We start from the raw sequence: 26,877 nt of genomic DNA on the forward strand, positions 1-26,877 counted from the left end.
GCGGCCCCGCCGGCGGATCGCAGCCGATGACGGCCGATCACTGCGGGTTGCTGCACGATGTCGCCACCCCGTAAGGGCTGACCACGCCTGGTGGCGTGATGGTTTGATCACTGTAATCAGAGCTCAAGCCCATCAAGTGTACCAGAGAGGTGTACGAGGACTCGCTGCCGGATGACGCCGCGCCGCGAATCGTCAGGTTGACGTCAAGCCACTGGACGAAGTTGCGCGGGTAGACCAGCGATACGATGGCGCGGCCGCTGGCGTCGGTGACGACGTTGGTGGTGACTGTCACCGGGATGCCCGGCTGCAAGGTGCCGTTGCCGTTCAAGTCTTCGCCCGGGTCGAGGATGCCGTTGGCGTTGACGTCCTCGTTGGCGCAGACGGCGGTCTGCACCCGTTCCCACGGCCCCTGGGGCGCCTTGAAGGTCAGCACGCCCTTGTAATACCGCAACGGCAGCACCGAGGCGGTCAGCTTGACGCCCGGCACGGCGTTGCCGGCCGCGTCGGTGACGATGACGGCGTAGTCGGCCTGGTAGGTGGCGCTGTTCGGTATGCCGATGGTGTTGCCGGTGCCGGCGCTGATGAACAGCGATTTTTGCGCCACGGTCAGGTTGACCGCCGCCGTGGCGCCGGAGCCGCCGATCACCCTGGCCTGGATGCGCACGCCGTTGGTGGCGGTGGCGGTGGTGCCGGCCACATAGCTGACGGTGGCCGAACCGTCGGCGGCGGTGAGCACTTCCGAAGGCTGGGTCAGGGTGCCGCCGCTCGGATCGGTGAGGATGGAGAACGCCACCGTGGCGTTCTTGACCGGGTTGTTTTGCGCCGGACCGTCCCGCACCACGGCGCGCAAGGTGGCCTGCTGGGTGGTGCTGCCGGCCGTGTTGGCGCCGATTACGGCCGGGTCGGCCTGCAGCGAGATGGTGGCCGCCCCGGTCAGCGGCGCGACGAATTCCAGTTCGGTCTGGGTGGTCAGGCCGGCCGCACTGGCCGTCAACGTGGCGACCCCGGGGCCGGTGGCGTTGAGGTAGGCGACCGCCGCGCCGCCGCTCAGCGGCAAGGTGCCGGCCAGCGGCGCGGCGCAAGCGGCGTCGCGGTAGACCGTGCCGCGCGAGCTGCTGATGGTGACCTCGCCGCTCGGCCCGCCGGTGACGGAGACCAGCTGGCAGCCGCCAATGGCGGCGCTGGCCTGGACGGCGCCGCCGGCGTTGAGCGAGCGGATCGCGAATGCCGACGAGTTGATGGTGATGCCGGCCGAGGCCGCCTCCCCCATCGCCCGCACGGTGACCACGTCGGCGCTGCCGCCGCTGGCCGTGTAGCTGAGGATGAGCTGGCCAGCGGCGTTGGTGACGGCCGCGCCGCCGCCCTTGACCACCAGGGTGTTGGCGTTCGAGCCGAACAGCACCGGCTTGCCGACCAGCGCATTGCCGGCCGAATCGACCAGTTTGACCGTGATGTCGGCGCTGGCGCCGACGTTGATGGTGCGCGCGGCGTTGATGGTCAAGCCGTTGCCGGCCACGTTGACGATGGTGGTGACCGGCACGGCGCCGGCCACCGAGGCGGTCACCTTGATCGCGCGCGAGGTGGCGTCGCCGCCGGTGCCGAGCTTCTCGGTGACGATGCCCTGGGCGTTGGTGGTGCGGGTGGTGCGGGTCAGGCTGCCCGAATCGGCGCGCAGGTCGACCGCCACGCCCGGCATGACGGTGTTGTTGGAATCGCGCACCAGCGCCACCACCGTCACCTCGTTGCCGGCGGTGCCAACCGAGGCCAGGGTGGCGGCGTCGGTGGTCAGCGACAAGGTCGGCACGGCGTTGACGACATCGATCGTGACCGGACTCGAGCTCCTGCCGCCGGCGCTGGCCGTCACGGTGATCTTGCGCAGCGAGCTGTCGCCCTTGACGCTGAGCTTTTCAACCACCTCGCCGGCGGCGTTGGTGATCCGGTTGGTGCTGGTGACGGTGCCCGAGCTGGTGGAAAAACTGACCGTTTCGCCGGCCAGCGCGTTGCCGCCGCCGTCCTTGACGATGGCCGTCAACGTCACCTCGGTGCCGTCCAGGCCGGACGAGGCGATGGTCGCCGCGCTGGCCGTCAGCACCACGCTGGCCGCCTTCGACGGCGCCACGCCGTTGCTGTTGGTCCCCGGCGAACCACCGCCGCCGCCGCAGGCCGACAGCACCCCGGCACACACCACCATCGCCAGCCATCCCGTGAATTTTTTCATGACCGTGTTTCCTATCATTTACCTGAAATAAAGTGGATCGGTAACTACGTACCTCAAACGCGCCGTCAGCGCGTCGACAGGCGCTCTGCGACGATCTTCGGCGTGATAAACACCAGCAACTCGGTTTTGTCGTTGGTGCGCGAATTGGTGCGGAACAAATAGCCGAGCACCGGCACGTCGCCCAGCAGCGGCACCTTGCTGGTGGTGTTGCGCTCGGTTTGCTGGTAGATGCCGCCCAGCACCACCGTACCGCCGTTCTCGACCATCACCTGCGTCTTGACGTGCTTGGTGTCGATGGCGAAGCCGGCGCGCGTCTCCTGGCCCACGCTGTCCTTGTTGACGTCGACGTCGATGACGACGTTGCCGTCCGGCGTGATCTGCGGCGTCACCTCCAGCCGCAGGTTGGCCTTGCGGAACTGGATCGACGTCGCACCGCTGCTGGTGGCGACTTGGTACGGCAGCTCGATGCCCTGCTCGATCAGCGCGATGGCCTTGTCGGCGGTGATCACGCGCGGGCTGGAGATGATCTTGCCGGTGCCGTCGGCCTCCAGCGCCGACAGTTCCAGGTTGAGGAAGCGGTTCGCCGCCGACGAGAACAGGCTGACCGCCAGGCTGCCGGCCGGGACGCCGTTGATATTGGCCGCCGGCAGGTTGACGAACTGGGTGTTGTTGTAGGTGCTGTCGGTGAGCCGGACCTGGCCGGTGGTTTCGCCCACGCCGGTCAGGTTGCCGCCAATGCCGATGCGGGTGTTGCCGTTGCCGATCTGGTAGCCGGCGTCGCCGCCGCGGATGGTGCGCAGGTCGGCAAAGCCAAGCTTGGCGCCGAGGTTGCGCGTGAAGGTGTCGCTGGCCTCGACGATGCGCGCCTCGATCAGCACCTGCTTGGTGGCGATGTCGGTCTTGGCGATGAGTCGGCGCACGTCCTCGAGCTTGGCGGCGATGTCGGTGACGAACAGCTGGTTGGTGCGCGGCTCGATGATGGCGCTGCCGCGCTTGGACAGGATGCGGTTCTTGGCGTCGCCGCCCTCGAGCCCGAAGACGGTCTTGAAGGCCTCGGCCTTCTGGTAGTTGAGCTGGAAGATCTCCGACTTGAGCGGCTCGAGGTCGGCGATCTGGGCGCGCTGCTCCAGTTCCAGCTTTTCCTTGGTCAGCAACTCCTCCTTGGGCGCGATCCACAGCACGTTGCCGTTCTTGCGCATGTCCAGGCCCTTGGCCTGCAGCACCACGTCAAGCGCCTGGTCCCACGGCACCTCCTTCAGGCGCAACGTCAGGTTGCCGCTGACGCTGTCGCTGGTGATGATGTTCAGGCCGGAGATGTCGGCGATCGCCTGCAGCGCGGCGCGCACCTCGACGTTCTGGAAGTTGAACGAGAGCTTTTCTCCACGGTAGCCCTGCGAGCCCTGGGTCAGCTTGTTCGGATCTTCCTTGATCGGCTTGATGTCGATCACCAGCTGGGTGTCGCTCTGGTACACGGTCTGCTCCCACAGCCCGCGCGCCTCGACCGTCAGGCGCGTGTTGTCGCCTTGCGGCACGCTGGTGACCAGCGACACCGGCGTGCCGAAGTCGCCGACGTCGAGCCGGCGGCGCAAGGTCTCCGGCAACCCCGTCTTGAGGAAGTCCACCACCACGCCGGTCGGCGTCTGGCGCACATCGACCGCCACCTGGTTGTTGGGCAGGTCGACCACCACGCGGCCCTCGCCGTTGGCGCCGCGGCGGAAATCGAGGTCGCGCAGCATCTGGCGGGCCGGTGGCGCCGCCGGGCCGGCGGGGGCGGCCGCCGCGACCGGCAGGCCGCGCGCGTCGACCGCCGTGGCCACGCCGCCGGAACCGTCGATGGTCAGGATGATGGCCTTGCCGTCGATCGCGGTGGCGTAGTTCAGGCTGCGTTTGAGGTTGAACACCAGGCGCGAGCGCCCGCCCGCCTGCACCACGTTGACGCTGCGCAGGTCGCCCACGTTGAATTCCTGCGTGGTCATGCCGGTGTCGTTGACGGTGGCGCCAAGATCGAGCGCGAGGCGGGGGGGATTGGTGATGGCGAAGCCGATGGGGAGTTTGTCGGGCGGGGTTTTGAGCGCGATCTTGACAATTACATTGGCGCCCTGCTGGTTGGCGCTGATCGACTCGATGGCGTTGGCGGAGGCGGAGGCGCTGGTGGTGGTTGCGGGGGCTGCGGGCTGGGCGGCGGCGCCTTGCGGCTGCGGCGCCATGGCCAGGGTGAGCAGCAGGGCCCATAGCGGTGCCCGGCAGGCGGCCGGCGCGTGGCGGGCCGTGGTTCGAGCGGTCATTTGATATTCTCCTTGCTTTCCTGCAGTTCCAGCTTCGACATGCGTTCGACCCAATCGCCGGTCGCATCCTGGACGATTTCCCTGATGCTGACCGCGTCCTCGGTGATGCCGGTGATCCGGCCGTAGTTCTGTCCGATATGCTGGCCCTTGACGACCTGGTGCACCGAACGGTCGATCTGCAGCACGGCATGGATCACGCCGCCCTTCTCGATGGTGCCGACCATCTTGACGGTGTCGAGCGGATAGCTCTCCAACAACTCCTTGCGCCGCTCGACGTCCGGGCGCAGGCCGCCGCCGCCGGCGCGCGCGTCCAGCTTGGCCAGCTCGGCCAACAGCTTGTTCGGATTGAACGGATCGACCGCGTCCTTCTGGTTGTAAGCAAACGGGATGAAGGTCTTCGGCTCGACCAGCGGCGGCACTTTCACCTTGGCCTGGGCGTCGACTTCGCGCATCCAGTCGCGCACCTGCTGGGCGTCGTCGTCGCCACAGGCCGACAACAGCGGCAGCGCCGCCGCCAACAGCCACAACGGGAGCGATTTCAGTGGACTCATGACTTTTTCGCCGCCTTCTTCTTGTCGGCCGCCGCCTTGCGCTGCGCCTGCACCTCTTCCGGATCGAGGTAGCGGAAGGTCTTGGCGACCGCCTCCAGGGTCAGCACGCCGTCCTTGCCCGTGCCCAGCGCCATGTTGTTGAGCGTGACGATGCGCGACAGGTTGGCCATGTCGCCGGCGAAGGCGCCGATGTCATGGTAGCTGCCGGTGACCTTGATATCGATCGGCAACTCCGCGTAGTAATCCTTGACCACCACCTGGGCCGGCTTGAACAGCTCGAACTGCAGGCCGCGTCCGGCGCCGGCCTGGTTGATGTCGGTCAGCAAGGCGGCCATCTCGGCCTTGCTGGGCAGCTGCTTTTGCAGCCGCTCGACATACTGGTCGACCTGCACCTTTTGCGCCCGCAGCGCCTCGAGGTTGATCGCTAGGCCGGTCTTGAGGCGGTATTCGTCGCGCAACTTGAGCTCGGTTTGGGCGCCCGCCTCCTGCTCGTCGAACTGCGAACTCCAGTAACCGAAGTAGCCGGCCACCATCACCGCCGCCGCCACGCCGACCGCGCACAGCAGGCGCGGCGCCAGCGGCCACTGGCCCGGATGGCGGTCGTTGAGGTTGCGGAACTGGCCGGCCAGGCGGGCGCCCAGCCGGTTCAGGTCGAGGTTCGCTGTCGCCATCGCCATCGCTCCTCAGGGCTGGGCCGGCGGCAAGCCGGGCGGTGGACTGGACGCGGACATGGCGGCCGTAGCGGCGGCAGCGCCATCCTTGTCGCGCGGCCGCTTGATATGAACCATCAGGTTGAATTCCACCACCTTCTTGCTGGTCTTGCCCTGGCCGAGGGCGGTTGACTTGACTTCGATCAAATCGGGACGCTCCAGCCACGGCGACACCCCGGCCAGGTTGCGCAGCAGTTCGGACACGCGCTCCTGCGACTGCGCGTAGCCGAGCACCGACACCTTCTGCCCCTCCTGCTTGAAACTCTTCAGATAGACGCCGGCCGGGGTCTGCCTGACCAGCTCGTCGAGCAGGTAGACCGGCTGGTTGCGGTCGCCCTGCAAATCCTCGACCGCCTGCTGGCGCGCCTTGAGCGCCTCGATCTCCTGCTTCAGCGTGGCGATCTCGGCGATCTTCTTGTCGAGTCCGCTAATGGCGGTCTTCAGCACCTGGTTGCGCTCGCCCTGGATCGACAGCGCGCGGGCGTTGTAGGCGCCCACCAGCAGCACCACGCCGACGCCGATGACGCCGCCCAGCGCCAGCAGCGCGAAGAAGGCGGACTTCTTCTGCTTGCGCTTTTCCTCGCGGTGGGGCAGCAGGTTGATGCGTATCATCAGCCGAACCTCCGCAGCGCCAGGCCGCAGGCGACCAGGTAGGCCGGGGCGTCGGCGCGCAGCTGCGCCTCGCGCACCGACGCCCCCAGCTGCATGCCCTTGAACGGCGAGACCACGGCGCTGGCGATGCGGGTGCGGCCGGCGACCAGTTCGAGCAGGCCCGGGATGACGGCGCAGCCGCCGGCCAGGAACAACTGGTCGACCCGGGTGTAGGGGGTGGACGTGTAGAAGAACTGGATCGCCCGCGTGACTTCCATCGCCGCGCTCTCGAGGAAGGGCGTGAGCAGCTCGGGCACGTAGTTGTCGGGCAGGTCGCCGCTCTTCTTGCGCGCCTCGGCCTCGTCGAAGGCCATGCCGTAGGCGCGCACGATGTCCTGGGTCAGCGAATTGCCGCCGAAGGGCTGCTCGCGCTCGTAGACGGTGGCGCCGTCGAGCATGACGGAGATATGGGTGACCTGGGCGCCGATCTGGAACAGCGCCACCACCTGGCCGGCGCCGGCCTCGGGCAGCTGCGCGGTGATGCGGTCGAGCGCGGCGCGGGCGGCGTACGATTCGATGTCCATCACGGTCGCCTTCAGGCCGGACGCCTCGGCGATGGCGACCCGGTCCTCGACCTTTTCGCGGCGCGAGGCGGCCAGCATGACCTCGATGTCCTCGGGCGAGTTGGCGGCCGCGCCGATGACGTCGAAATCGAGGCTGACCTCGTCGAGCGCGAACGGGATGTACTGGCTGGCCTCGGATTCCACCTGCACCTCGAGCTGGTCCTCCGACAGGCCGGCCGGCAGGATGATTTTCTTGGTGATGACCGACGCCGGCGGCATGCCCAGCGCGGCCAGCTTGGCGCGGCTGCCGCTTTTCTTCCAGACGCGCCGCACCACCTCGACCACCTGGTCCATGTTCTCGATGTTGCCGTCGACGACGGCGCCGCGCGGCAGCGGCTCGGCGGCGTAGCGTTCGAGCCGGACCTCGCCCTTGGCACCCTGGGCCAGCTCCACCACGCGCACGCTCGAGGTGCTGATGTCCAGGCCCATCAGCGGCGGACTGCCCTGCCCGAACAGCATCTTGAAGTCGATCATGCGAGTGTCTCCGGCGCCTGGATGGGAGGCGGTGCTAAAAAGCCCCTGCCGAGGCGGAATCCGCCCAAGTCCAGCTCAGGCCTGCCCCCACATTAAATCGAGCCTATATAAGTGTAAAGATATTTCTGCTGTGCACGATTGTGGCAGTGTGAGGGTTTCGCCACACTTATTCTTGACCCCGTGGCAGCAAAAACAACTCCGTTGTTTTGTTGGTTACTGGAAAGTATTTCTGATTCGAGGCACAACAGCACAGCGCGCCGCAGGGGTTGGCGCTCGCTTATAATGCTTCGCACTCAACACAGAAAGAACGCACTGCATGGCTTCCTCCAATTCGGCACCGCCACCCTCCTCCGACAAGTCCGCGAAGGGCGCGGGTAAAAACACGGGCAAAAAACCGGGCAAATCGCCGTCGCGCTGGCTGTTGATGGCCGGCCTGTCGGTGCTCGGCCTGGGCGTGGGCGCCGTGCTGCTGGTCGTGTTCGGCCTGGCGATGGCCTACCCCAACCTGCCGGAATTGGACACGCTGACCGACTACCGCCCCAAAATGCCGCTGCGCATCTTCTCGGCCGACAATGTCCTGATCGGCGAGTTCGGCGAGGAGCGCCGCAACCTGGTGCGCATCAAGGACATCCCGGACGTGATGAAAAAGGCCGTGCTGGCGATCGAGGACGACCGCTTCTACCAGCACGGCGGCATCGACTACACCGGCATCCTGCGCGCGGCCGTGCACAACGCCACCGGCGGCGCCAAACAGGGCGCATCGACCATCACCCAGCAGGTGGCCCGCAACTTCTTCCTGTCGAGCGAACAGACGCTCAAGCGCAAGGCCTACGAGGTGCTGCTGGCGTGGAAGATCGAAAAGAACCTCACCAAGGACCAGATCCTCGAGGTCTACATGAACCAGATCTACCTGGGCCAGCGCGCCTACGGCTTCTCGTCGGCCGCACAAATCTACTTCGGCAAGAACCTGCGCGACATCACCGTTGCCGAGGCCGCCATGCTGGCCGGCCTGCCGAAGGCGCCTTCTGCCTACAACCCCGTGGTCAACCCCAAGCGCGCAAAAACCCGCCAACAGTACATCCTGCAGCGCATGCACGTGTTGGGCTATATCACGGATACGCAGTTCGAGACCGCCAAGGCCGAGCCGCTCAAGGTCAAGACCGACAGCAGCGAGTTCGGCGTGCACGCGGAGTACGTTGCCGAAATGGCACGCCAGCTGGTCTATGAACAGTTCAAGGAAGACACCTACACGCGCGGCCTGAACGTGTTCACCACCATCACCAAGGCCGACCAGGACGCCGCCTACCTGGCGCTGCGCAAGGGCGTCATGGACTACGAGCGCCGCCACGCCTACCGCGGCCCGGAGGCGTATGTCGACATCCCGGCCAGCAAGGAAGAGGCCGACGACGTCATCGAGACCGAGCTGGCCGACCACCCGGACAGCGACGACATCGTCGCCGCCATGGTGCTCAAGGCAACGCCGCAGCAGATCGTCGCCGTCACCGCCTCGGGCGAGGAGATCAAGATCGCCGGCGCCGGCCTGGAGATGGGCCGCTCGTGGCTGTCCGAAAAGGCGCCGCCGAACAAGCGCATCCGCCGTGGCGCGGTGATCCGCGTCATGCAGGAGGGTAAGGATTGGGAAGTGACGCAGATGCCGCAGATCGAGTCGGCCTTTGTTGCGGCCAGCACCGAGGATGGCGCCATCAAGGCCATGGTGGGCGGCTTCGACTACAACCGCAACAAGTTCAACCACGTCACCCAGGCCTGGCGCCAGCCGGGCTCGTCGTTCAAGCCGTTCATCTATTCGGCCTCGCTCGAGCGCGGCCTGTCGCCGTCGACCATCATCAACGACGCGCCGATCTCGTTCGACGCCGGCCAGACCGGCGGCCAGGCGTGGGAGCCGAAGAACTACGACGGCAAGTACGAGGGCCCGATGACGATGCGGCGCGGCCTGACCAAGTCCAAGAACATGATCTCGATCCGCATCCTGCACAAGATCGGCGCCAAGTATGGCCAGGAATACACCACCCGCTTCGGCTTCGACGCCGACAAGAACCCGCCATACCTGACCCTGGCGCTGGGCGCGGGCAACGTCACGCCGCTGCAGATGGCCGGCGCCTACTCGGTGTTCGCCAACGGCGGCTACAAGGTCAGCCCCTACCTGATCTCCAAGGTGACCGACGCCGACGGCAAGATCCTGTCGCAGGCCAATCCCGACAAGGCCGGCGACGAGAAGAACCGCGTCATCGACGAGCGCAACGCCTTCCTGATGGACAGCATGCTCAAGGACGTGGTGCGCTTCGGCACGGCAACCAAGGCGCTGTCGCTCAAGCGGCCCGACATCTCCGGCAAGACCGGCACCACCAACGATTCGATCGACGCCTGGTTCGCCGGCTACCAGCCCAAGCTGGTGGGCATCGCCTGGATCGGCTACGACCAGCCGAAGAACCTGGGCAACCGCGAGACCGGCGGCGGCCTGGCGCTGCCGATCTGGATCAATTTCATGCAAAAGGCGTTGAAGAACATCCCGATCGAGGAACGGGCGGTGCCTGAAGGGGTGATGCTGGTGGGCGACGAGTACTACTACGCGGAGAATCCGCCGGGGACCGGCGTGCACAACATCGACGGCGCCGCCCAGGGCACGCCGGCGGAAGAGAAAGCCAAGGACGCCGTCAAGAACGAGTTGTTCTAAACATGCATGCGTCGCTGGCGGCTCATGGCGGATTACGGCGTTCCGCCTAATCCGCCCTACGGGTTCCTGGCTGTCAGGCTTTTGGCGCCACCACCACCGGGGCGCCGCCCTGGGCGCTGACGATTTCCGACAACGCCGCGAACAGCTCCGAGCCGTCGCGGGTATTGAGCCACAGGCCGTCCTTCTGGCGGTAGTGGAAGCCGCCCGAGCGGGCCGCCACCCACAATTCCTGCATCGCCGCCTGGCTGTTGACGATGACCTTGGAACCGTTGTCGATGAACTCGATTTCCAGCACATTGCCACTGCGGCTGCATTCGACGTCGACCATGTCGTCGTCGTTCAATTGGTCCAAGGCCGCCTCGATCGCGTCGAGGGTGGCTTCGGCCTGCGCCAGGAATTCCGATTCGCCCATGCTACACTCCAATATCTATAGTCAATCCATGATTTTATCGTGAAGTCCACTTTCCGTTTGTTTATCGGCGCCACCACCCTGGGTCTGACCGTATTATTGGGCGGCTGCGGCCAAACCGGCCCGCTGTACCTGCCCAAACCGACCGCCAAGCCCGCCAAGAGCGGCGAAGCCAAAGTAACGCCCGCCGGCACCCCGGCCACCGCACCCACCGACACTGTGCCCGGCGCGCCGGCCACGCCGGTTCCCGTGACGCCGTCGCCGGTTCCGTCCACTCTCCCAGTACCCCAACAATAATTACTATGTCGCAATTTACGTATCAAGACGGCGTGCTGCACGCCGAAGGCGTGGCGCTGAGCGCCATCGCCGAACAATTCGGCACGCCGACCTATGTGTACTCGAAGGCGGCGCTGCTGGCCAACTTCGCCTCGTACGCCGACGCCTGCGCCGGCCGCGACGCGCTGGTCTGCTACGCCATGAAAGCCAATTCCAACCTGGCCATCCTGGACTTGCTGGCGCGCCAGGGCGCCGGCTTCGACATCGTCTCCGGCGGCGAACTGCTGCGCGTGCTGGCCGCCGGCGGCGACCCGCGCAAGGTGATCTTCTCCGGCGTGGGCAAGAGCGCCGACGAGATGCGCCTGGCGCTGTCGCACGACATCCTGTGCTTCAACGTTGAATCGATCCCCGAGCTGCACCGCCTCAACGAAGTGGCCGGCGCCATGGGCAAGACCGCGCGCATCTCGCTGCGCGTGAACCCGAACGTCGACGCCAAGACCCATCCGTACATCGCCACCGGCCTGAAGGCGAGCAAGTTCGGCGTCGCCTTCGACGACGCGCTGGCCACCTACCGCACCGCCGCCACCTTGCCGCACCTGGAAGTGGCCGGCATCGACTGCCACATCGGCTCGCAGCTGCTGGACGACGCGCCGCTGCTGGAGGCGCTCGACCGCTTGATCGAGCTGATCGATCAACTGGGCGACGAGGGCATCGTGCTGCACCACGTCGACATCGGCGGCGGCATCGGCATCGACTACCGCGAAGCGGGCGAGGCCGCGCCGGTGCCGGTGGGCGACTACCTGGGCCGCCTGTTCGCCAAGATCGACGCCTGGCGCGCCGCGCGCCACGCCGGCCAGGCCATCAAGGTGATCTTCGAGCCGGGCCGCTCCATCGTCGGCGACACCGGCGTGCTGCTGACCCGCGTGGAATTCCTCAAGCACGGCGAAGAGAAGAACTTCTGCGTGGTCGACGCGGCCATGAACGACATGGCCCGTCCTGCGCTGTACCAGGCCTGGATGGACATGCAGCCGGTGGCGATCGGCAACGCCGAGGCACTGACATACGACGTGGTCGGCCCGATCTGCGAGTCCGGCGACTGGCTGGCGCGCGACCGCCAACTGGCGGTGGCCGCCGGCGACCTGCTGGTGATGCACACGGCCGGCGCCTACGGCATGACGATGGCGTCGAACTACAACACCCGCGGCCGCGCCGCCGAGATCATCGTCGACGGCACCGTCTGCCACGAGGTGCGCCGGCGCGAACAGGCTGCCGACCTGTTCGCGCTCGAGTCGCTGATCAAGTAAGCCGAGTGCTCCAACGGAAGCCGCCCGCCGCGAGGCCGGCGGCTTCCTGATCTCTCAATCCGCTGATTAATCCGCGCCCGGCCATCGATGCAGGAATTCTATAAAAAGACGCTGTACGGTTTCCTTGCGCTGCTGGCGGCGAGCGCGCTGGCCGGCTACGTCTGCATCAGCCTGAGCTATCTGAGCGCCCCGTTGCTGCCGTTGCGCGACAGTGCCCTGCCCTGGCGCGTCAAGCCCGACTCCGACCTGCCGCAAACGCTGGCCCGTATCGACGGCGACAGCCAGCGCTTGGGTTTCAACTTCAAGCTCTCGCCGGCCAGCCCCTATCCCTTCGCCGCCGTCGGCCTGTTCTTCACCGACCGCGACGGCACGCCGGCCCATGTGGATTTGTCGCGCTACACGTCGGTGACCCTGGTGGCGAAGTGTACGCCGGCAAATACTTTAAGCCTCACCGCCTCCACGCTGGAGAAAAAAGTCTCCCGGCGCGGCGACTGGCTGACGTACCGGGCGCCGTCGGCGTTTTTCTCCTGCGGCCAAACCGGCTCCTCGGTCGAGCTGGACCTGACGCGCCTTGAAACACCGCAATGGTGGTTCGACATGTTCAAGCTGGACCTGTCGCATCAGGCCTATAAGCTCGACCAGGTGCCGAAGATCTCCATTGGCAGCACTTTCCAAAGCCCGAAAAATATCGAGTCCCGGGTCGAGATCGACAGCCTGGTGCTCACCGGCCGCGACTACCGCTACCTGATGGCGCTGGCGGCCCTGCTGGGCGTCTCGTGGGTGGGCTTCGGCCTGTGGACGTTCCGCCGCCACACCCGCGCGCTGATCGCCGACGTCAAGGAAAAGCTGCGCAAGGATTTGCCCCTGGTGGCGTATCAGCAATTGTCGATCGAACCGCACCGGGATAAGGAAAAGGCGACGATATTGCGGTTTATCGCCAACGGCTATGCGAATGCCGACCTCGATCTGGAAAAGATCGTCACCGAAACCGGTGTCAACCGCAATAAAATCAACGACATTTTAAAATCCGAATTCGGCCACACCTTCAGCGGTTATTTAAATAAACTGCGGCTCACCGAAGCGGCCCGCCTGCTGGCGGAAAAAGAAACGGCGACAGTGGCCGAAATCGCCTATTCGGTCGGTTATAGCAACGTCTCGTATTTCAACAAGCTGTTCAAAGAGGAATACGGCTGCACGCCGAAAGCCTTCCGCACGGTGTGCGAGCGCCCGCCCGGGAGCTAGCCAGCTGGCGCGGATAGCGCTAACACCAACTCTGAAATTCGTAGCAAAATCTGCATTGTCATAGCAAATCCCCCTAACAGCGCTAGCGCTACGCGCTCACCAGCGCTACGCTCGGTGGTCCTGCCGCGTTGCCGACTGCGCGGCATTCGTCCACCTTTCGAAAGCCGAAACGAATGAATCCACTCGCAGCGATGCTGCTCAGCGCAGCCCTGGCATTGCCACTTCACGGAAACGCCCAAGATCGCGTCGTCGATCTGAATGTTAAACAGCTCCAGGGAAAACTAAATAAGACATTTAATTTCGCGATCGGCGCCGGCCGCGCCAACGAGGGGCTGCGGGCGGACTGGCAGCAACAACTGGCCGAAATAAAACGTGACGCCGGCTTTAAATATATCCGGATGCATGGTTTGCTGAGCGACGACATGGGGGTCTATAAAACCGACGCCAAGGGCAACGACGAATATAACTTCCAATATATCGACGCGCTGTTCGATTATCTGATCAGCATCGATGTCAAACCGTTTGTCGAGCTCGGCTTCATGCCGTCGCCCATGGCCAGCGGCGACAAAACCATCTTCTGGTGGAAGGGCAACGTCACCCCGCCGCGCAGCTACGAGCGCTGGGAAAAACTGATACAAGCGCTGACCAAACACTGGACCGAGCGCTACGGCCGCGCCGAAGTGGCGAGCTGGTACTTCGAAGTCTGGAACGAGCCCAACCTGGACGGCTTCTGGGCCGGCACGCAAGCCGAGTATTTCAAGCTGTACGCGCACGCCGCGCGCGGGGTCAAGAGCGTCGATCCAAGCTACAAGGTCGGCGGTCCAGCCACGGCCGGCGCGGCCTGGATACCGGAAATGATCGCATACTGCAAGGAAAACAACGTCCCGCTGGACTTCGTCAGCACGCACACCTACGGCGTCGGCGAGGGCTTCCTGGACGAATACGGCACCAAGGGCACCGTGCTGATCAAGGACGAAGCGGCAATCAGCGGCGACGTGCTGCGCAACCGCAAGGAAATCGGCGCCTCCGCGATGCCGAAGCTGGAACTGCACTACACCGAATGGAGCTCGTCGTACACGCCGGCCGACCCCACGCACGACAGCTACCACCAGGCCGCCTACATCCTGCAAAAGCTCAAGCAGGTCGGCAACGCCGCGCAATCGATGTCGTACTGGGTCTTCACCGACATCTTCGAAGAACCGGGTCCGCGCTTCGAAGCCTTCCACGGCGGTTTCGGCCTGATGAACACGCAAGGCATCAAAAAGCCGGCCTATTTCGCCTACCAGTTCCTCAACCAACTGTCCGACACCGAGCTGAAGAACAACGACGCCCAATCGCTGGCGACGGTCAACGCCAAGGGCGAGGTGCAGGTGCTGCTGTGGGACTACACGCACACGCTGCCGGAAGGCACCAACAACCAACAATACTTCGTCAAGGACCTGCCGCCTAAAGCCAAGGGCAAGGTCGACGTCAAACTGCAAGGCTTGAAGCAAGGCGTCTACAACGTCAGCATCGCCCAGGTCGGCTATAAGCACAACGACGCCTATACCGCCTTCATCGGCATGGGTTCGCCGAAGCAGCTGACCCGGCCGCAAGTCGACACGCTGAAGTCGCAGGCGACCGGCAAGCCATCCGAGCGCCGCACGGTGCGGGTGGGCGCCGACGGCCGCGCCAGCCTCTCGCTGCCGCTGCGCGAAAACGACGTCTACCTGCTCAAGCTGACCGCCGGCAAATAACCCCAACTCCGGGGTCAGGTCCACTTTTTCTACACGGGCGCGGCCGTAAGGCCCTCGCCCGCCTGTTTATTTTCACTGGAGACACCACGTGACCAATCAATCGCGCAGAGACGCGTTCAAAACCTTGTTGGCCGGCGCCGGCCTCGGCATCGCGCCGGGTATCGCATCGGCGGCCGAGTGCGCCGCCGGCCCCGCCAACGCCCCGCCCCACCAGTGGCGCCGGGGCATCGAAGGCCAACGCCAGGCCGACCAGGGTGATGGTACTTATCTCAATCCGATCATCTCGGGCGACCATCCCGACCCGACCATCCTCAAGGACGGCAAGGATTACTATCTCACCTACTCGTCGTTCTATTCGTATCCGGGACTGGTGATCTGGCATTCGACCGACCTGGTGAACTGGCGGCCGGTCGGTCCCTCCCTGTCCAAACCGCTGGGGACGATCTGGGCCGTCGACCTGTGCAAGCACAACGGCAAATATTTCATCTACATCCCGGCCGCGCCCGATGGCAGCGCCTGGTCGATCTATGCCATCTGGGCCGACCGCATCGAAGGTCCGTGGAGCGAGCCGGTCGATCTCAAGATCAGCGGCTGCATCGACCCCGGCCACATCGTCGGCGAGGACGGCAAGCGCTACCTGTTCGTCAACGGCATCCGCAAAATCCGCCTGACCGACGACGGCCTGGCGACCGACGGCAAGCTGGAACAGGCGTACCAGCCGTGGCGTTACCCGGACGATTGGGTGGTGGAGAATTTTGCGCCGGAAGGCCCCAAGCTGCTTAAACGCGGCAAATGGTTCTACCTGGTGACCGCCGTCGGCGGCACGTCCGGACCGGTGACCGGCCACATGGTGATCGCCGCGCGCTCGCGCTCGATACACGGGCCGTGGGAGCATTGCCCCCACAACCCGCTGGTGCGCAGCCTCGGCACGGCCGAGCCATGGTGGTCGCGCGGCCACGCGACCCTGGTCGAGGGCCCGGCCGGCGACTGGTGGATGGTGTACCACGGCTACGAAAACGGCTACCGCACCTTGGGCCGCCAGACCCTGCTCGAGCCGATGGAGTGGACCGACGACGGCTGGTTCCGCGCGCTGGGCGGCGACCTGTCCAAGCCGCTGGCCAAACCGAAGGGCGGCAAGGCGGGACCGGCGGGCCAGGCCTTGTCCGACGATTTCAAACGCAACCGCTTCGGCGTGCAGTGGACCTTCCACGATCCGGCGCCGGACGAGGCGCAGCGGGCGACGTACACGGCGCAGGGATTGCGGATCGCCGGCCGTGGCGCGTCGCCGGTGGACAGCCGGCCGCTCACCTGCGGCGTTGGCGACCGCAGCTACGAGGTGGAGCTGACCCTGGAGCTCAATGGCCAAGCCGAGGGCGGACTGCTGCTGTTCTACAACCACAAGGCGTTCGTCGGGCTGGGCTTCACGCCGGAGCTGATCAAGACGTTCCAGCATGCGGAAGAGCAATCTTGGATGCGCGCCAACCGAGCGACATCGTCGGTGCGGGTACGCATGACCAACGACGATCATGTCGTCACGTTCCGCTACTCGCACGACAACGGCAAGACGTGGGTGCTGCACGGCATGCGCATGGAAGTGTCCGGCATCCACCACAATGTGTTCGGCGGATTCCTGAGCTTGAAGGTGGGGATATACAGCGCGGGCAGCGGCAGTGTGCTGCTGCGTGATTTCAAGTATCGGGCGTTGGCGTAAAACCGGCGGCGGCTCTGCGGCTTGGCGGATTACGCTTCGCTAATCCGCCCTACGTGATCCTAGAGGTAAGCCCCCGCTGGTTGGCATTGGTTTACGCCAGCTTGGCCTTGGCCTTGGCGCGCGCCCAGTACACGCGCATCAACAGCAGTACGCCGAGGATCGTGCCGTAGATAATCGGCTCGGTGAAGTTGTGCTTGCCCGCCTTCATCCACCAGAAGTGCAGGATCGCCAGCGGCGCGATCACGTAGATCAAGCGATGCAGCCATTGCCAGCGCTTTCCGCCCAGCCGCTTGACCATGGCGTTGGTGCTGGTCACCGCCAACGGGATCAGCAGCATGAAGGCGATGAAGCCGACCGTGATGAATGGCCGCTTGAGCACGTCCTTCCACATCTCCGCGAAGTCGAAGAAGTGATCGAACCACAGGAAGGTCAAGAAGTGCAACAAGCCATAGAAGAACATGTACAGCCCCAGCATGCGCCGCAGCTTGATCAGCCAGTTCCACTTGGTCAGCCGACGCAGCGGCGTCACCGCCAGGGTGAAGCACAGGAAGTACAAGGTCCAGTCACCGGTGCCGCGCGTGATGAACTCGAGCGGCTCGACCAGCTGCCCGGTCACCGTCAGGTACACCATGCGCAACAAAGGCACCAGCGCCAGCACGAAGACGGCGGCCTTGATCAGGCTTGCCTGCCGCGCGGTAGGATTAAAAGCCATGTTTAGAAAAACTTCTTCAGATCCATGCCGGCATACAGTGGCGCGACATCGTTATAGCCGTTGAACATCAAGGTCTTGCGCTTGCGGGCCAGGAAGCCGTCCTCGCCGATGCGGCGCTCGGACGCCTGCGACCAGCGCGGGTGGTCGACTTCCGGATTGACGTTGGAGTAGAAACCATATTCGCGCGGCGCCGAGATATTCCACGACGTGCGCGGCTGGTCCTTGACGAAGCGGATCTTGACGATCGACTTGCCGGATTTGAAGCCGTACTTCCACGGCAGCACCATGCGCACCGGAGCGCCGTTCTGGTTGGTCAGGTTCTCGCCGTACATGCCCAGGGTCAGCAGCGCCAGCGGGTGGTTGGCCTCGTCGATGCGCAGGCCTTCCGTGTACGGCCAGTCGAGCACGCGGCTGCCGACGCCGGGCATCTGCTTTTTGTCGGCCAGGGTGATGAACTCGACGTACTTGGCGTTGCCGGTCGGCTCGACCTTTTTGATGATTTCGGAAAACGAGTAGCCGATCCAAGGGATCACCATAGACCAGCCTTCCACGCAGCGCAGGCGGTACACGCGCTCTTCCAAAGGCGCCAGCTTCATCAGCGCATCGATATCGAGCGTCATCGGCTTCTTGACTTCGCCTTCGATGGTGACGGTCCACGGGCGGGTCTTCAAGGTGCCGGCGTTTTGCGCCGGGTCGCTCTTGTCGGTGCCGAACTCGTAGAAGTTGTTGTAGGTGGTGGCATCCTTGTACGGCGTCTGCTTGTCGAGCGCCGAGTAGGCCGGATTGAGCTTGGCGGCCAGCTTGGGATTGGCGCCCTGCGCGAACGCTTCGCGGTTGGCCATTTCCAGCAGCGCGGCGCTGCCGACCGCGCCGAGGGCGATCTGCTTCATGAAGCTGCGGCGCGACTCGTACAGTTCGCGCGGCGTGATTTCCGACGAAAACGGCAGGTCGATGCCGTTGGGGCTACGCTTGATCAGCATGTTGACTCCAGAAAGGTGCAATGGGTTACCAATAACCTGAACATTACACCAATCGAAGCAACACGCTGATTACATTGCGATTACATTTTATTGCCAGGCATGCAATCCTGACCGAATGCTACAGCTTTCCGTACGAGTGCAGCCCGGAGAGGAACATATTGACGCCCAGGAAGGCGAACGTGGTCACCAGCAGGCCCACCAGCGCCCACCACGCCGCCGGCCGGCCGCGCAGGCCCGTCATCAGGCGCATGTGCAGCCAGGCCGCGTAGTTGAGCCAGACGATCAGGGCCCAGGTCTCCTTCGGATCCCACGACCAGTAGCCGCCCCATGCCTCGGCCGCCCACAGCGCGCCGAGGATGGTGGCGATCGTGAAGAAGGCGAAGCCGGCCGAGATGGCCTTGTACATGACGTCGTCGAGCACCTCCTCCGACGGCAGGCGGTCCTTCAGGTAGCCGGAGGTCTTCAGCAGGTATGCCGACGCGACCATCGCCGCCAGCGCGAAGTTGCCGTAGCCGATGAAGTTGGCCGGGACGTGGATTTTCATCCACCAGCTTTGCAGCGCGGGCAGCAGCGGCTGGATCTCGGCGGCGTCGCGCGAGGTGGTGTACCAGAACAGGAAGCCGATGGCGGCGCTGATGATCAGCAGCACGAACGGTCCCATCTGGCGGGTGGCGTAGCGCTGCTCGAAATACAGGTAGAACATCGCCGTGATCAGCGAGAACAGGATGAACACTTCATACAGGTTCGACACCGGGATGTGGCCGACGTCGGCGCCGATCAGGTAGGACTCGTACCAGCGCACCATCATGCCGGTCCAGCCGAGCACGACGGCGGCCCAACTCAGCTTCGAGCCCAGGCTGGAGATGGAATCGGAGCGGCCGGCAAAGCCGATCCAGTAGAACAAGGTGGACAGGCAGAACATCACGCTCATCCACAGGATCGCCGACTGGCTCGACAGCATGTAGCGCAGCCAGAACTTGGTGCTTCCCATGTCGAGCTGGCCGCCGTACATCGAGATCGCCCACAGCGACAGCAGCGCCACCAGCGGCATCAGCCAGCGCACCGGCTTCCAGTGCCAGCCGAGCGCGGCGAAAGTGGGCGCGGCCAGCAGCAGGATCGCCTTCTCGTAGATGTCCATGAAGTGGCCGTAGCGGTTCAGCCCGAACAGCGAGCCGGCCAGCAGCGCCGCCGCGAAAATCCAGTCGATGGTCGTCAATCGCTTGAAATAGCCTGGCGCCTGAATATAGGTTTGCTGAGTTTTGGTAAGTTCCATCGTGTTCTCCTGTGCCGCAATTTTGCCGCTACGCCGATTGTGGCAGCTTTTCTTTCAAAGTTTCATATTCGCGTTCGAAATCGAGCGTCTTGCGCTGCGTGCTCATGGCCATCAGGGCCTCCGCGCCGTCTTCCCCGTCCTTGATCCACACCCACAGCCGGCGCTCGCGGATGTAGAACATCGAAAACACGCCCAGCACCAGCAGCGCGCAGCCAAGGTAGACCACGTTCTTGCCCGGCGAGCGCGTCACCTGGAACACCGACGCCTTGACCTCGACGAACTCGTCGAGCTGCAAATACACCGGCGCGCCGTAGAAGAAGGCGTCCGACAGCGCATTGGTGGCCAGCAGCAGCCAGCGGCCGTGGTTCTCGTCGGCGCTCACCTCCGGCAGGCCGGACTTGGCGCGCGCGGCCTGCCACAACTCCCACAGGCTGCCGTTGAGGATCTTCATGAACACCTCGGCGGTCTTCTCGCGGCCGGCTTCCGGCACCTTTTCCAGGAACTGCGAAATGGACAGGAAACCGGCGGCCTTGCTGTCGCCGGCGAACAAGGCCAGGCTCTTCTGTGCCGACGCCTCGATCTGCTCGCGCAGCGTTTCCGCGTTCGGCCCCTTTGGCGCGGCGCGCTCGGCGTAGCGTTTGGCGGCGGCGTCGCGCAGTGCCGGATCGGTCAGCGCCGCGCGCAGGCGCATCCACTCGTTGACGGTATGGGCGTCGTCCGACGGAATGCGCAGGAAGCTGAAAGGGTCCGACGGATTCGAGCGCACGCCGGCCAGGAACACCGTGGCGCCGTCGACCGTGACAGGCTGCATGTAGTTCTGGAATTCGCGCGCCTGGCCGGTCTTGTCGCGCAGCTTGTATTGCACGCTCGGGCCGACGTTCTTCAAATCCTTGTTGTTGGCGTTGCGCCCGGCCGAGCCGGTGTGCTTGTCGAGGCCCTGCGCGAACTGCTCCTGCAAGCTCTTGCCCTGCTTGACGGCGCGCGCGTCCTGGCTGGCCAGGTTCTCAACGTTGAATGGACGGAAGCCCGACCACTCGACCGAGTACTCCTTGCCCAGCGGCGTGTTGCCGCCGACCTCGCCGGCGATGGCGAACGGCGTGGTGTCGCCGCCGGTCATCGGGAAGCCCGTCAGTTTGAGCTTGCTGCCGCCATCCTCAAAGCTGGACTGGTAGATCGCCAGGCCTTTGTACAGCAAGGGCTTGTTGACTTCGATGACGGCCTTGACCACCTCGCCGCTGGCGTGGTCCTTGACCTCGACCTCGCTGGCGAACAGCTTGGGCATGCCGGTGCTGTAGAAATCGATGGTGAATTTTTTCAGCTTGATCGTCACCGGCAGTTCCTGGATCAGCACGCCGTCGGCGCGCTGCAGCAGCGCGCTGTCGCTCGAGGCGCCCTCGGGGATCAGGGTGTTGCCGCGGAAGGTGGGATTGGCCGTGCTCAAACGGTGCTGCTGGGGCACCGCCGAGATCAAACCGCTGCCGGCGAACGGCGTCTTGCCGAGGAACCATTCCTGGAAGCGGATCGGCATGTCCGAATCGAACAGCGCGCCGACGCAGATGATGACGATGGCCGAGTGCGCGAAGATGTAGCCGAACTTGTTGGCCGCGCCCTGCTTGGCCGCCAGCAAGGTGCCGTTGTCCTTCTCGACCAGCTTGACCTTGTAGCCGGCGTCGGCCAGGCGGGCGGCGGTCTGCTGCGCCAGCGCCGCGCGGGCCAGCGGCGCGCGCCACTGCATCTTATGGTGGAAGTTCAGCAGCGACTGCTCGCGCACGTTCTCGCGCCAGCTGCGCATGTCCTTGATCATCTTCGGCGAATTGCGCGCGATGCACAGCGAGGTCGACGTCACCAGCATCCCCATCAGCAGCAGGAACCACCACGCCGAGTACACGGAATACAGGCCGGCCTTGTCGAACACCTCATACCAGAACTGTCCGAACTGGTTGATGTAGTTCGAGGTCGCCTCGTTCTGCTTCATCACGGTGCCGATGACGGCGGCGATGGCGATCATCGCCAGCAACGCGATGGCGAAGCGCATGGAGGAAATCAGTTCAACGATCTCGCCGACGATGGGGCGGCGTGTCTTCAGTTCGATACCGGTGGTGCTGGGGCTACTCATGCGTGGGACGTTTCAATAAAAGATGCAGCTAACAAGTGTATCACCCGATACCAACAAAAAAGGCAGCCCGCTTGCGCTGCTGCCCTTGGTCTGTTCGCGGCGCCTTCCCCTCGCGGGGCCGGCGGTCACGCGCTTACTTCAAGCCGGCGACGTAATCGGCGACGGCTTTCATTTCCTCGTCGGACATGCGCTGCGCGATCGTGCTCATCTGCGCGCTGTTCTTGCGGCCGCCGGTCTTGAACAAGCCAAGCTGGGCGACGGTGTAATCCTGGTGCTGGCCGGCGATGCGCGGATATTGCACCGGGATGCCGCCGCCGCTGGCGCCGTGACAGCTGGCACAGGCCGGCACGTTCTTGTCGGCGATGCCGCCACGGTAGATCTTCTTGCCCAGTTCGATCGTGTCCTTGTTCTTGGCCGCACCCGGCTTGGCGGCCTGGGTGCTCAGCCAGGCCGCGACGTTGTGCTTTTCCTCGTCCGTCAGCATCTTGGCGTAGGTCGTCATCACCGGTTGATTCCGCTCCGGCGTCGTAAAGTTCACCAGCTGCTTATAAATATAGCCCTCGTGCTGGGCCGACAGTTTCGGATTGATGGCGATGGTCGAGTTGCCGTTGGCGCCGTGGCAGGAAACGCACGCCGGCAGGCCGCGCGCGTTGTCGCCGTCGGTGTACAGGGCGCCGCCTTTGGCCGCGTCGACTTTCGGTACGGGGGCGGCGGGCGCGGGCTTTTTCTCTTCGGCGGAGGCGGAGGCAGAGACTGCCAGCAGAGCGATGAGCAAGGATTTTACAAATGGTGAAAACACACGATTCATTCAAGCACCCTGAGACGAGTCTAAAAAGATTTTTTTGAAACTGTCGCCCACGCTAGCACGAAATATGCATGGCAACACTTCGTAACCACTCATTGTACAATAGCTTTCCAGCATATTTGCTCCCTTTTGTTGCATTTTTCCCCATCCCATGTCCAAACTCTGGCAAGCCCGCTTCTTTACGACCGTCAACCAATTGCGTGATCTGCCCGATACCACGGTGCCTGAGATCGCCTTTGCAGGTCGCTCCAACGCCGGCAAATCGACCGCCATCAACATCCTGTGCAACCAGAAAGGTCTTGCGTTCGCCTCCAAGACCCCTGGCCGCACCCAGCACATTAACTACTTTTCGATCGGCGGCGCGCACGTCGCGCAGCACCGCAAGGACCCGACCATCGTCGCGGAGATCGAATGCCTGCTGGTCGACTTGCCCGGCTACGGCTACGCGGAAGTGTCCGGCTCGGCCAAGCTGCACTGGCAGCGCCTGCTGGGCGACTACGTGCAGCGCCGCGAACAGCTGGCCGCGCTAATCCTGATCATGGACTCGCGCCGCCCGTTCACCGACCTGGACATCCAGATGCTCGAATGGTTTGCCCCGACCGGCAAGCCGATCCATTGCATTCTGACCAAGGTTGACAAGTTGAACCGCAACGAATCGGTCAACGTGCTGCGCCAGGCCAAAGCCAAGCTCGACAGCTATGTCGACGAGGACGGCGAAGGCTTCCCTTTCACGGTGCAACTGTTCTCCGCGCTCAAGCGTATCGGCATCGACGAAGCCAACGACAAGATTCTGGAACTGGCCGGCGTCACCGACGAGGAAGCGGCGGCCCAGGTCGAGCTGATCGAGATGGAAGACGACGTCGAACCGGACGACAAAAAATAATCCTGCTTTAGAAAGTTTTCACGATGCACACGCCCCACGCCCCCGCCCAATTCCCCGGCATCCGCATGCGCCGCATGCGCCGCGACCCGTTCTCCCGCGCACTGATGCGCGAGAACGCGGTCACGGCGTCGGACCTGATCTATCCGGTGTTCATCCTCGAAGGCACGCACCAGCGCGAGCCGGTGCTGTCGATGCCGGGCGTGGAGCGGGTCTCGGTCGACCTGCTGCTGAAGGTGGCCGAGGAATGCGTGAGCCTGGGCGTGCCTGTGATGGCGTTGTTCCCGGTGATCGACGTCTCGAAAAAGACGCCGGACGGTGTCGAAGCGGCCAATCCGGAAGGCCTGGTGCCGCGCGCCGTGCGGGCGCTCAAGCAGGCGTTCCCGGACCTGGGCATCCTGACCGACATCGCGCTCGACCCGTACACCAGCCACGGCCAGGACGGCCTGATCGACGACAACGGCTACGTCATCAACGACATCACCACCGACATGCTGATCCGCCAGGCGCTGTGCCACGCGGACGCCGGCGTCGACGTGGTGGCGCCGTCGGACATGATGGACGGGCGCATCGGCGCGATCCGTGCCGCGCTGGAGGAAAAGGGCCACATCCACACGCGCATCATGGCGTACTCGGCCAAGTACGCGTCGGCCTTCTACGGCCCGTTCCGCGACGCGGTCGGCTCGGCCGCCAATCTGGGCAAGGGCGACAAGAACACCTATCAGATGGACCCGGCCAATTCCGACGAGGCCCTGCGCGAAGTGGGACTGGACCTGGCCGAGGGCGCCGACATGGTGATGGTCAAGCCGGGCATGCCGTACCTGGACATCGTGCGCCGCGTGAAAGATGAATTCAAGGTGCCGACCTTCGCCTATCAGGTCAGCGGCGAATACGCGATGATCAAGGCGGCCGCGCAAAACGGCTGGCTCGACCACGACAAGGTGATGATGGAATCGATGCTGGCGTTCAAGCGCGCCGGCGCCGACGCCGTGCTGACCTATTTCGCCCTGGACGTGGCGCGCCTGCTCAAGGCAGGCAAGTGAACTGATCTACGTTGGCGAAAAAAATGGCCGGGTGCGAACCCGGCCATTTTTGTTTTCACGCGCAGAGTTCCCCGCCGCTTACTCCTGCGGCGTCAAGGCCAGCGCCGCGCTGAAGTCGCCCATCGGCTTGGCGCCGTTGTCGGCCAGCGCCTTGTCGCGCACCGTCAAGCCGTTGAGCACCGGCAGGTTGAAGCGGTGGGTGATGGCGCGCAGGATCGACGCCGAGTCGTACTGCGTATGGTCGACCGACCCCTTCTTCACGAACGGCGACACGATGATCGCCGGCACGCGCGTGCCCGGACCCCAGCGGTCGCCCTTCGGCGGCGCGGCGTGGTCGTAGAAGCCGCCATTCTCGTCGTACGTGACGATGACCAGCATGTTCTTCCACTGCGGACTTTGCTTGAGCTTGGCAATGACATCGGCGATGTGGGCGTCGCCGTCAGCCACCGACGCGTAGCCGGCGTGCTGATTCAGGTTGCCCTGCGGCTTGTAGAAGGCCACCGGCGGCAAGGTGCCGGCGGCGACGTCGGCCACGAACTGGGTATCGTAATCCTTCAGGTGCGCCGCGCGGTAGGCCGGGTTGGTCACCGGGTCCATCTCGGCGTAGTAGTTGAACGGCTGGTGGTGGAACTGGAAGTTGGGCGGATTGGCGAACGAGCCGCGCGTGGCCGAGGTGGCGTTGGCGGTGGTGCTGTTCCAGGCGCCGGCGTACCAGGCCCAGTCGATGTTTTTACTGGTCAGCATGTCGCCAATGTTTTTCTGCGTCTGCGGCGGCAAGGTGTTGGCCTTGGCCGGATCGGCGTGCAGGTGGCTGCCGTCGGCGCCGGCCGGGGCGTTGCTGCTCGGCTGGAACGGCGGCTGCATGGTGTTGACCGCGTAGAACATGCCGCTGGCGTCGGCCGGGGTCAAGGTGCTGTCGTTGGCGTAGGTCTGCGCGCCGTTCAGCACGCTGCTGGGCGAGGTGGCCGACGGCGTCAGGCGCACGAAGTTGCCCTTGGCATCGACATCGATCTTCGAGATCGACGCGGCCGCCACCGACTTGTCGGCGTTCGGGTATTGCGGCGCGCAAGCGCAGATCAGGTACTGGTGCGTCAGGAACGAGCCGCCGAAGGCGCCGATGAACAGGTTGTCGGCCAGCGCATACTGCTTGGCGATGTCCCACATCTTCATCTTGCTGCCGTCGTAGTAGCCCATGGTCAGGCCGCCGGCGTCCGAATACAGGGCGAACTTGTCGTTGGCGCCGCCGTTGATCTGCATCTGGTTGTTGTAGTAGCGGTGCACCAGGTCGCGCGTGATGACCGACTGCGGTATCGCAATCGGGCTGTTGACGTCGTCGATCTGGAACGGCTTGTTCGGCAAGTTGGCCGACTGCGCCTGCGTGATCACAAGGCTCTGGCCGGCGGCGGTCATGCCGCCCCAGGTCGGCGGCAGCACCGGCAAGGTGCTGTTGTCGACATCCTTCTGCGCCACGTAGCCGCCGGTCGAAGTCGGGTTGACACCGGGTACGCCGTTCGCGCCCGGGAACAGGCCGTACAGATTGTCGAAGCCGCGGTTCTCCGCGTAGATGACGACGATATTCTTGATATTGCCCAGCGCGGCGCCGGCGCTGATGGCGCTGGCCACGTCGGCGCTGGCGCTCTGGGTGCCGGCGGCGGCGATGACGGCGGTGAAGTTGTCGTTTTCGGCCTTCAGCTTGGCTTGGTCGTCGCCGGAGACCTTGTTGACGTCGGCCAGCAGATTGTTTTCGGCCACGCCGATGCGCGCAGCCAGCTGGGCACTGGCCTTGGCGAAGTCGCCGCCGTTGGCGTCCATGATGGCGCTCAGCTCGGTGCTGATGGCATCGATGATGCCGGTGTGGCCGTTCGGCGCGCGAAACACCAGCTTCTGCGTGACCTTGGTGCCGGCGTCGCCCGGCGCGTCGTGGCGGATGGCGTCGGTGCCGACGGTGACGAGCAACGGGCCGCTGCTGGTGCCGGTCACCTTGAAGCTGCCATCGGCGCCGGTGCGCACGCTGCCGGAATTGCTGTCGCAGGTCAGTTTGGCGCTGGTGCTTTCCAGGCAGACCGAGGCGTTTTCGTAATAGCTGCCAACCACCTGGCCGGACAGGGTCGGCACGTCGCCGTCGGAGGAACTGCCGCAGGCGATCAGGCCGGCGCCGGCACCGGCCGCCAACAGCAGCAACGGCAGCGGGCGCAGGACCGTTTTCAATTTGGATGTCATGTTCTTGCCTTGTGGGTGGGATGAAA

The 26,877-nt window shown here is 64.6% G+C and carries 21 protein-coding genes; 8 read left to right on the forward strand and 13 right to left on the reverse strand.

Going from position 1 to position 26,877, the window contains the following annotated elements; genetic code table 11:
* Window positions 1–37: 37 nt before the first annotated feature.
* From AC0IYS_RS28655 to AC0IYS_RS28680, 6 genes are all read right to left on the reverse strand, one after another.
* On the reverse strand, window positions 38–2,218 hold the full coding sequence (locus AC0IYS_RS28655; RefSeq protein WP_471708377.1) for a beta strand repeat-containing protein: 2,181 nt from the start codon (window positions 2,216–2,218) through the stop codon (window positions 38–40).
* Between the two features lie 65 nt (window positions 2,219–2,283).
* The gene (gene pilQ, locus AC0IYS_RS28660; RefSeq protein ID WP_471708378.1) at window positions 2,284–4,503 is read right to left on the reverse strand and encodes a type IV pilus secretin PilQ; all 2,220 of its coding nucleotides are present in this window, start codon (window positions 4,501–4,503) and stop codon (window positions 2,284–2,286) included.
* Complete coding sequence (locus AC0IYS_RS28665; RefSeq protein WP_471708379.1) at window positions 4,500–5,054, reverse strand: pilus assembly protein PilP; 555 nt, start codon at window positions 5,052–5,054, stop codon at window positions 4,500–4,502. The genes pilQ and AC0IYS_RS28665 overlap by 4 nt, the downstream gene beginning before the upstream one ends.
* Window positions 5,051–5,725 carry a type IV pilus inner membrane component PilO gene (locus tag AC0IYS_RS28670; protein ID WP_471708380.1) on the reverse strand — a complete coding sequence of 225 codons (675 nt, stop codon included), beginning with the start codon at window positions 5,723–5,725 and terminating at the stop codon, window positions 5,051–5,053. The genes AC0IYS_RS28665 and AC0IYS_RS28670 overlap by 4 nt, the downstream gene beginning before the upstream one ends.
* Window positions 5,726–5,737: 12 nt before the next feature.
* Window positions 5,738–6,376 (reverse strand): PilN domain-containing protein, encoded by a 639-nt coding sequence (locus AC0IYS_RS28675; RefSeq protein WP_471708381.1) that lies wholly within the window; start codon window positions 6,374–6,376, stop codon window positions 5,738–5,740.
* A complete protein-coding gene (locus tag AC0IYS_RS28680) occupies window positions 6,376–7,452 on the reverse strand; it encodes a pilus assembly protein PilM (RefSeq protein WP_471708382.1) in 1,077 nt (358 codons plus the stop codon). Before AC0IYS_RS28680 ends, AC0IYS_RS28675 begins: the two co-directional genes overlap by 1 nt.
* 424 nt (window positions 7,453–7,876) lie before the next feature.
* On the opposite strand from AC0IYS_RS28680, the gene AC0IYS_RS28685 reads away from it, so the two are divergent.
* Complete coding sequence (locus AC0IYS_RS28685) at window positions 7,877–10,144, forward strand: penicillin-binding protein 1A (RefSeq protein ID WP_471708953.1); 2,268 nt, start codon at window positions 7,877–7,879, stop codon at window positions 10,142–10,144.
* 73 nt (window positions 10,145–10,217) lie between these two features.
* On the opposite strand, the gene cyaY is transcribed toward AC0IYS_RS28685, so the two are convergent.
* Window positions 10,218–10,556 (reverse strand): iron donor protein CyaY, encoded by a 339-nt coding sequence (cyaY, locus tag AC0IYS_RS28690; protein ID WP_471708383.1) that lies wholly within the window; start codon window positions 10,554–10,556, stop codon window positions 10,218–10,220.
* Between the two features lie 39 nt (window positions 10,557–10,595).
* Here cyaY and lptM point away from each other — a divergent pair, with 39 nt between their 5' ends.
* The 5 genes from lptM (at window position 10,596) to AC0IYS_RS28715 (ending at window position 16,822) form a co-directional block, all read left to right on the forward strand.
* The gene (gene lptM, locus AC0IYS_RS28695; RefSeq protein ID WP_471708384.1) at window positions 10,596–10,850 is read left to right on the forward strand and encodes an LPS translocon maturation chaperone LptM; all 255 of its coding nucleotides are present in this window, start codon (window positions 10,596–10,598) and stop codon (window positions 10,848–10,850) included.
* A 5-nt stretch (window positions 10,851–10,855) separates the two neighbouring features.
* Window positions 10,856–12,133 (forward strand): diaminopimelate decarboxylase, encoded by a 1,278-nt coding sequence (lysA, locus tag AC0IYS_RS28700; protein WP_471708385.1) that lies wholly within the window; start codon window positions 10,856–10,858, stop codon window positions 12,131–12,133.
* An 87-nt stretch (window positions 12,134–12,220) separates the two neighbouring features.
* The gene (locus tag AC0IYS_RS28705) at window positions 12,221–13,375 is read left to right on the forward strand and encodes a helix-turn-helix domain-containing protein (protein ID WP_471708386.1); all 1,155 of its coding nucleotides are present in this window, start codon (window positions 12,221–12,223) and stop codon (window positions 13,373–13,375) included.
* 173 nt (window positions 13,376–13,548) lie between these two features.
* Window positions 13,549–15,111: a GH39 family glycosyl hydrolase gene (locus AC0IYS_RS28710; protein ID WP_471708387.1), complete on the forward strand. Its 1,563-nt coding sequence runs from the start codon at window positions 13,549–13,551 to the stop codon at window positions 15,109–15,111.
* A gap of 88 nt (window positions 15,112–15,199) precedes the next feature.
* On the forward strand, window positions 15,200–16,822 hold the full coding sequence (locus tag AC0IYS_RS28715) for a family 43 glycosylhydrolase (protein ID WP_471708388.1): 1,623 nt from the start codon (window positions 15,200–15,202) through the stop codon (window positions 16,820–16,822).
* A gap of 91 nt (window positions 16,823–16,913) precedes the next feature.
* Here AC0IYS_RS28715 and AC0IYS_RS28720 read toward each other — a convergent pair whose 3' ends face one another.
* The 5 genes from AC0IYS_RS28720 to AC0IYS_RS28740 form a co-directional block, all read right to left on the reverse strand.
* Complete coding sequence (locus tag AC0IYS_RS28720) at window positions 16,914–17,534, reverse strand: protein-methionine-sulfoxide reductase heme-binding subunit MsrQ (protein WP_471708389.1); 621 nt, start codon at window positions 17,532–17,534, stop codon at window positions 16,914–16,916.
* A 2-nt stretch (window positions 17,535–17,536) separates the two neighbouring features.
* On the reverse strand, window positions 17,537–18,514 hold the full coding sequence (gene msrP / locus AC0IYS_RS28725) for a protein-methionine-sulfoxide reductase catalytic subunit MsrP (RefSeq protein ID WP_471708390.1): 978 nt from the start codon (window positions 18,512–18,514) through the stop codon (window positions 17,537–17,539).
* 118 nt (window positions 18,515–18,632) lie between these two features.
* Window positions 18,633–19,787, reverse strand: a complete 1,155-nt coding sequence (ccsB, locus tag AC0IYS_RS28730; RefSeq protein ID WP_471708391.1) for a c-type cytochrome biogenesis protein CcsB — start codon at window positions 19,785–19,787, stop codon at window positions 18,633–18,635.
* 28 nt (window positions 19,788–19,815) lie between these two features.
* Window positions 19,816–21,903: a cytochrome c biogenesis protein ResB gene (locus AC0IYS_RS28735; RefSeq protein ID WP_471708392.1), complete on the reverse strand. Its 2,088-nt coding sequence runs from the start codon at window positions 21,901–21,903 to the stop codon at window positions 19,816–19,818.
* Between the two features lie 133 nt (window positions 21,904–22,036).
* The gene (locus AC0IYS_RS28740) at window positions 22,037–22,711 is read right to left on the reverse strand and encodes a c-type cytochrome (protein WP_471708393.1); all 675 of its coding nucleotides are present in this window, start codon (window positions 22,709–22,711) and stop codon (window positions 22,037–22,039) included.
* Between the two features lie 148 nt (window positions 22,712–22,859).
* Here AC0IYS_RS28740 and yihA point away from each other — a divergent pair, with 148 nt between their 5' ends.
* Window positions 22,860–23,591 (forward strand): ribosome biogenesis GTP-binding protein YihA/YsxC, encoded by a 732-nt coding sequence (gene yihA, locus AC0IYS_RS28745; RefSeq protein ID WP_471708394.1) that lies wholly within the window; start codon window positions 22,860–22,862, stop codon window positions 23,589–23,591.
* A gap of 23 nt (window positions 23,592–23,614) precedes the next feature.
* Window positions 23,615–24,631 (forward strand): porphobilinogen synthase, encoded by a 1,017-nt coding sequence (gene hemB, locus AC0IYS_RS28750; RefSeq protein WP_471708395.1) that lies wholly within the window; start codon window positions 23,615–23,617, stop codon window positions 24,629–24,631.
* 78 nt (window positions 24,632–24,709) lie between these two features.
* Here hemB and acpA read toward each other — a convergent pair whose 3' ends face one another.
* On the reverse strand, window positions 24,710–26,851 hold the full coding sequence (gene acpA, locus AC0IYS_RS28755) for an acid phosphatase (protein WP_471708396.1): 2,142 nt from the start codon (window positions 26,849–26,851) through the stop codon (window positions 24,710–24,712).
* Between the last annotated feature and the right edge of the window lie 26 nt (window positions 26,852–26,877).

This window comes from Duganella sp. AC237 (assembly GCF_979254035.1).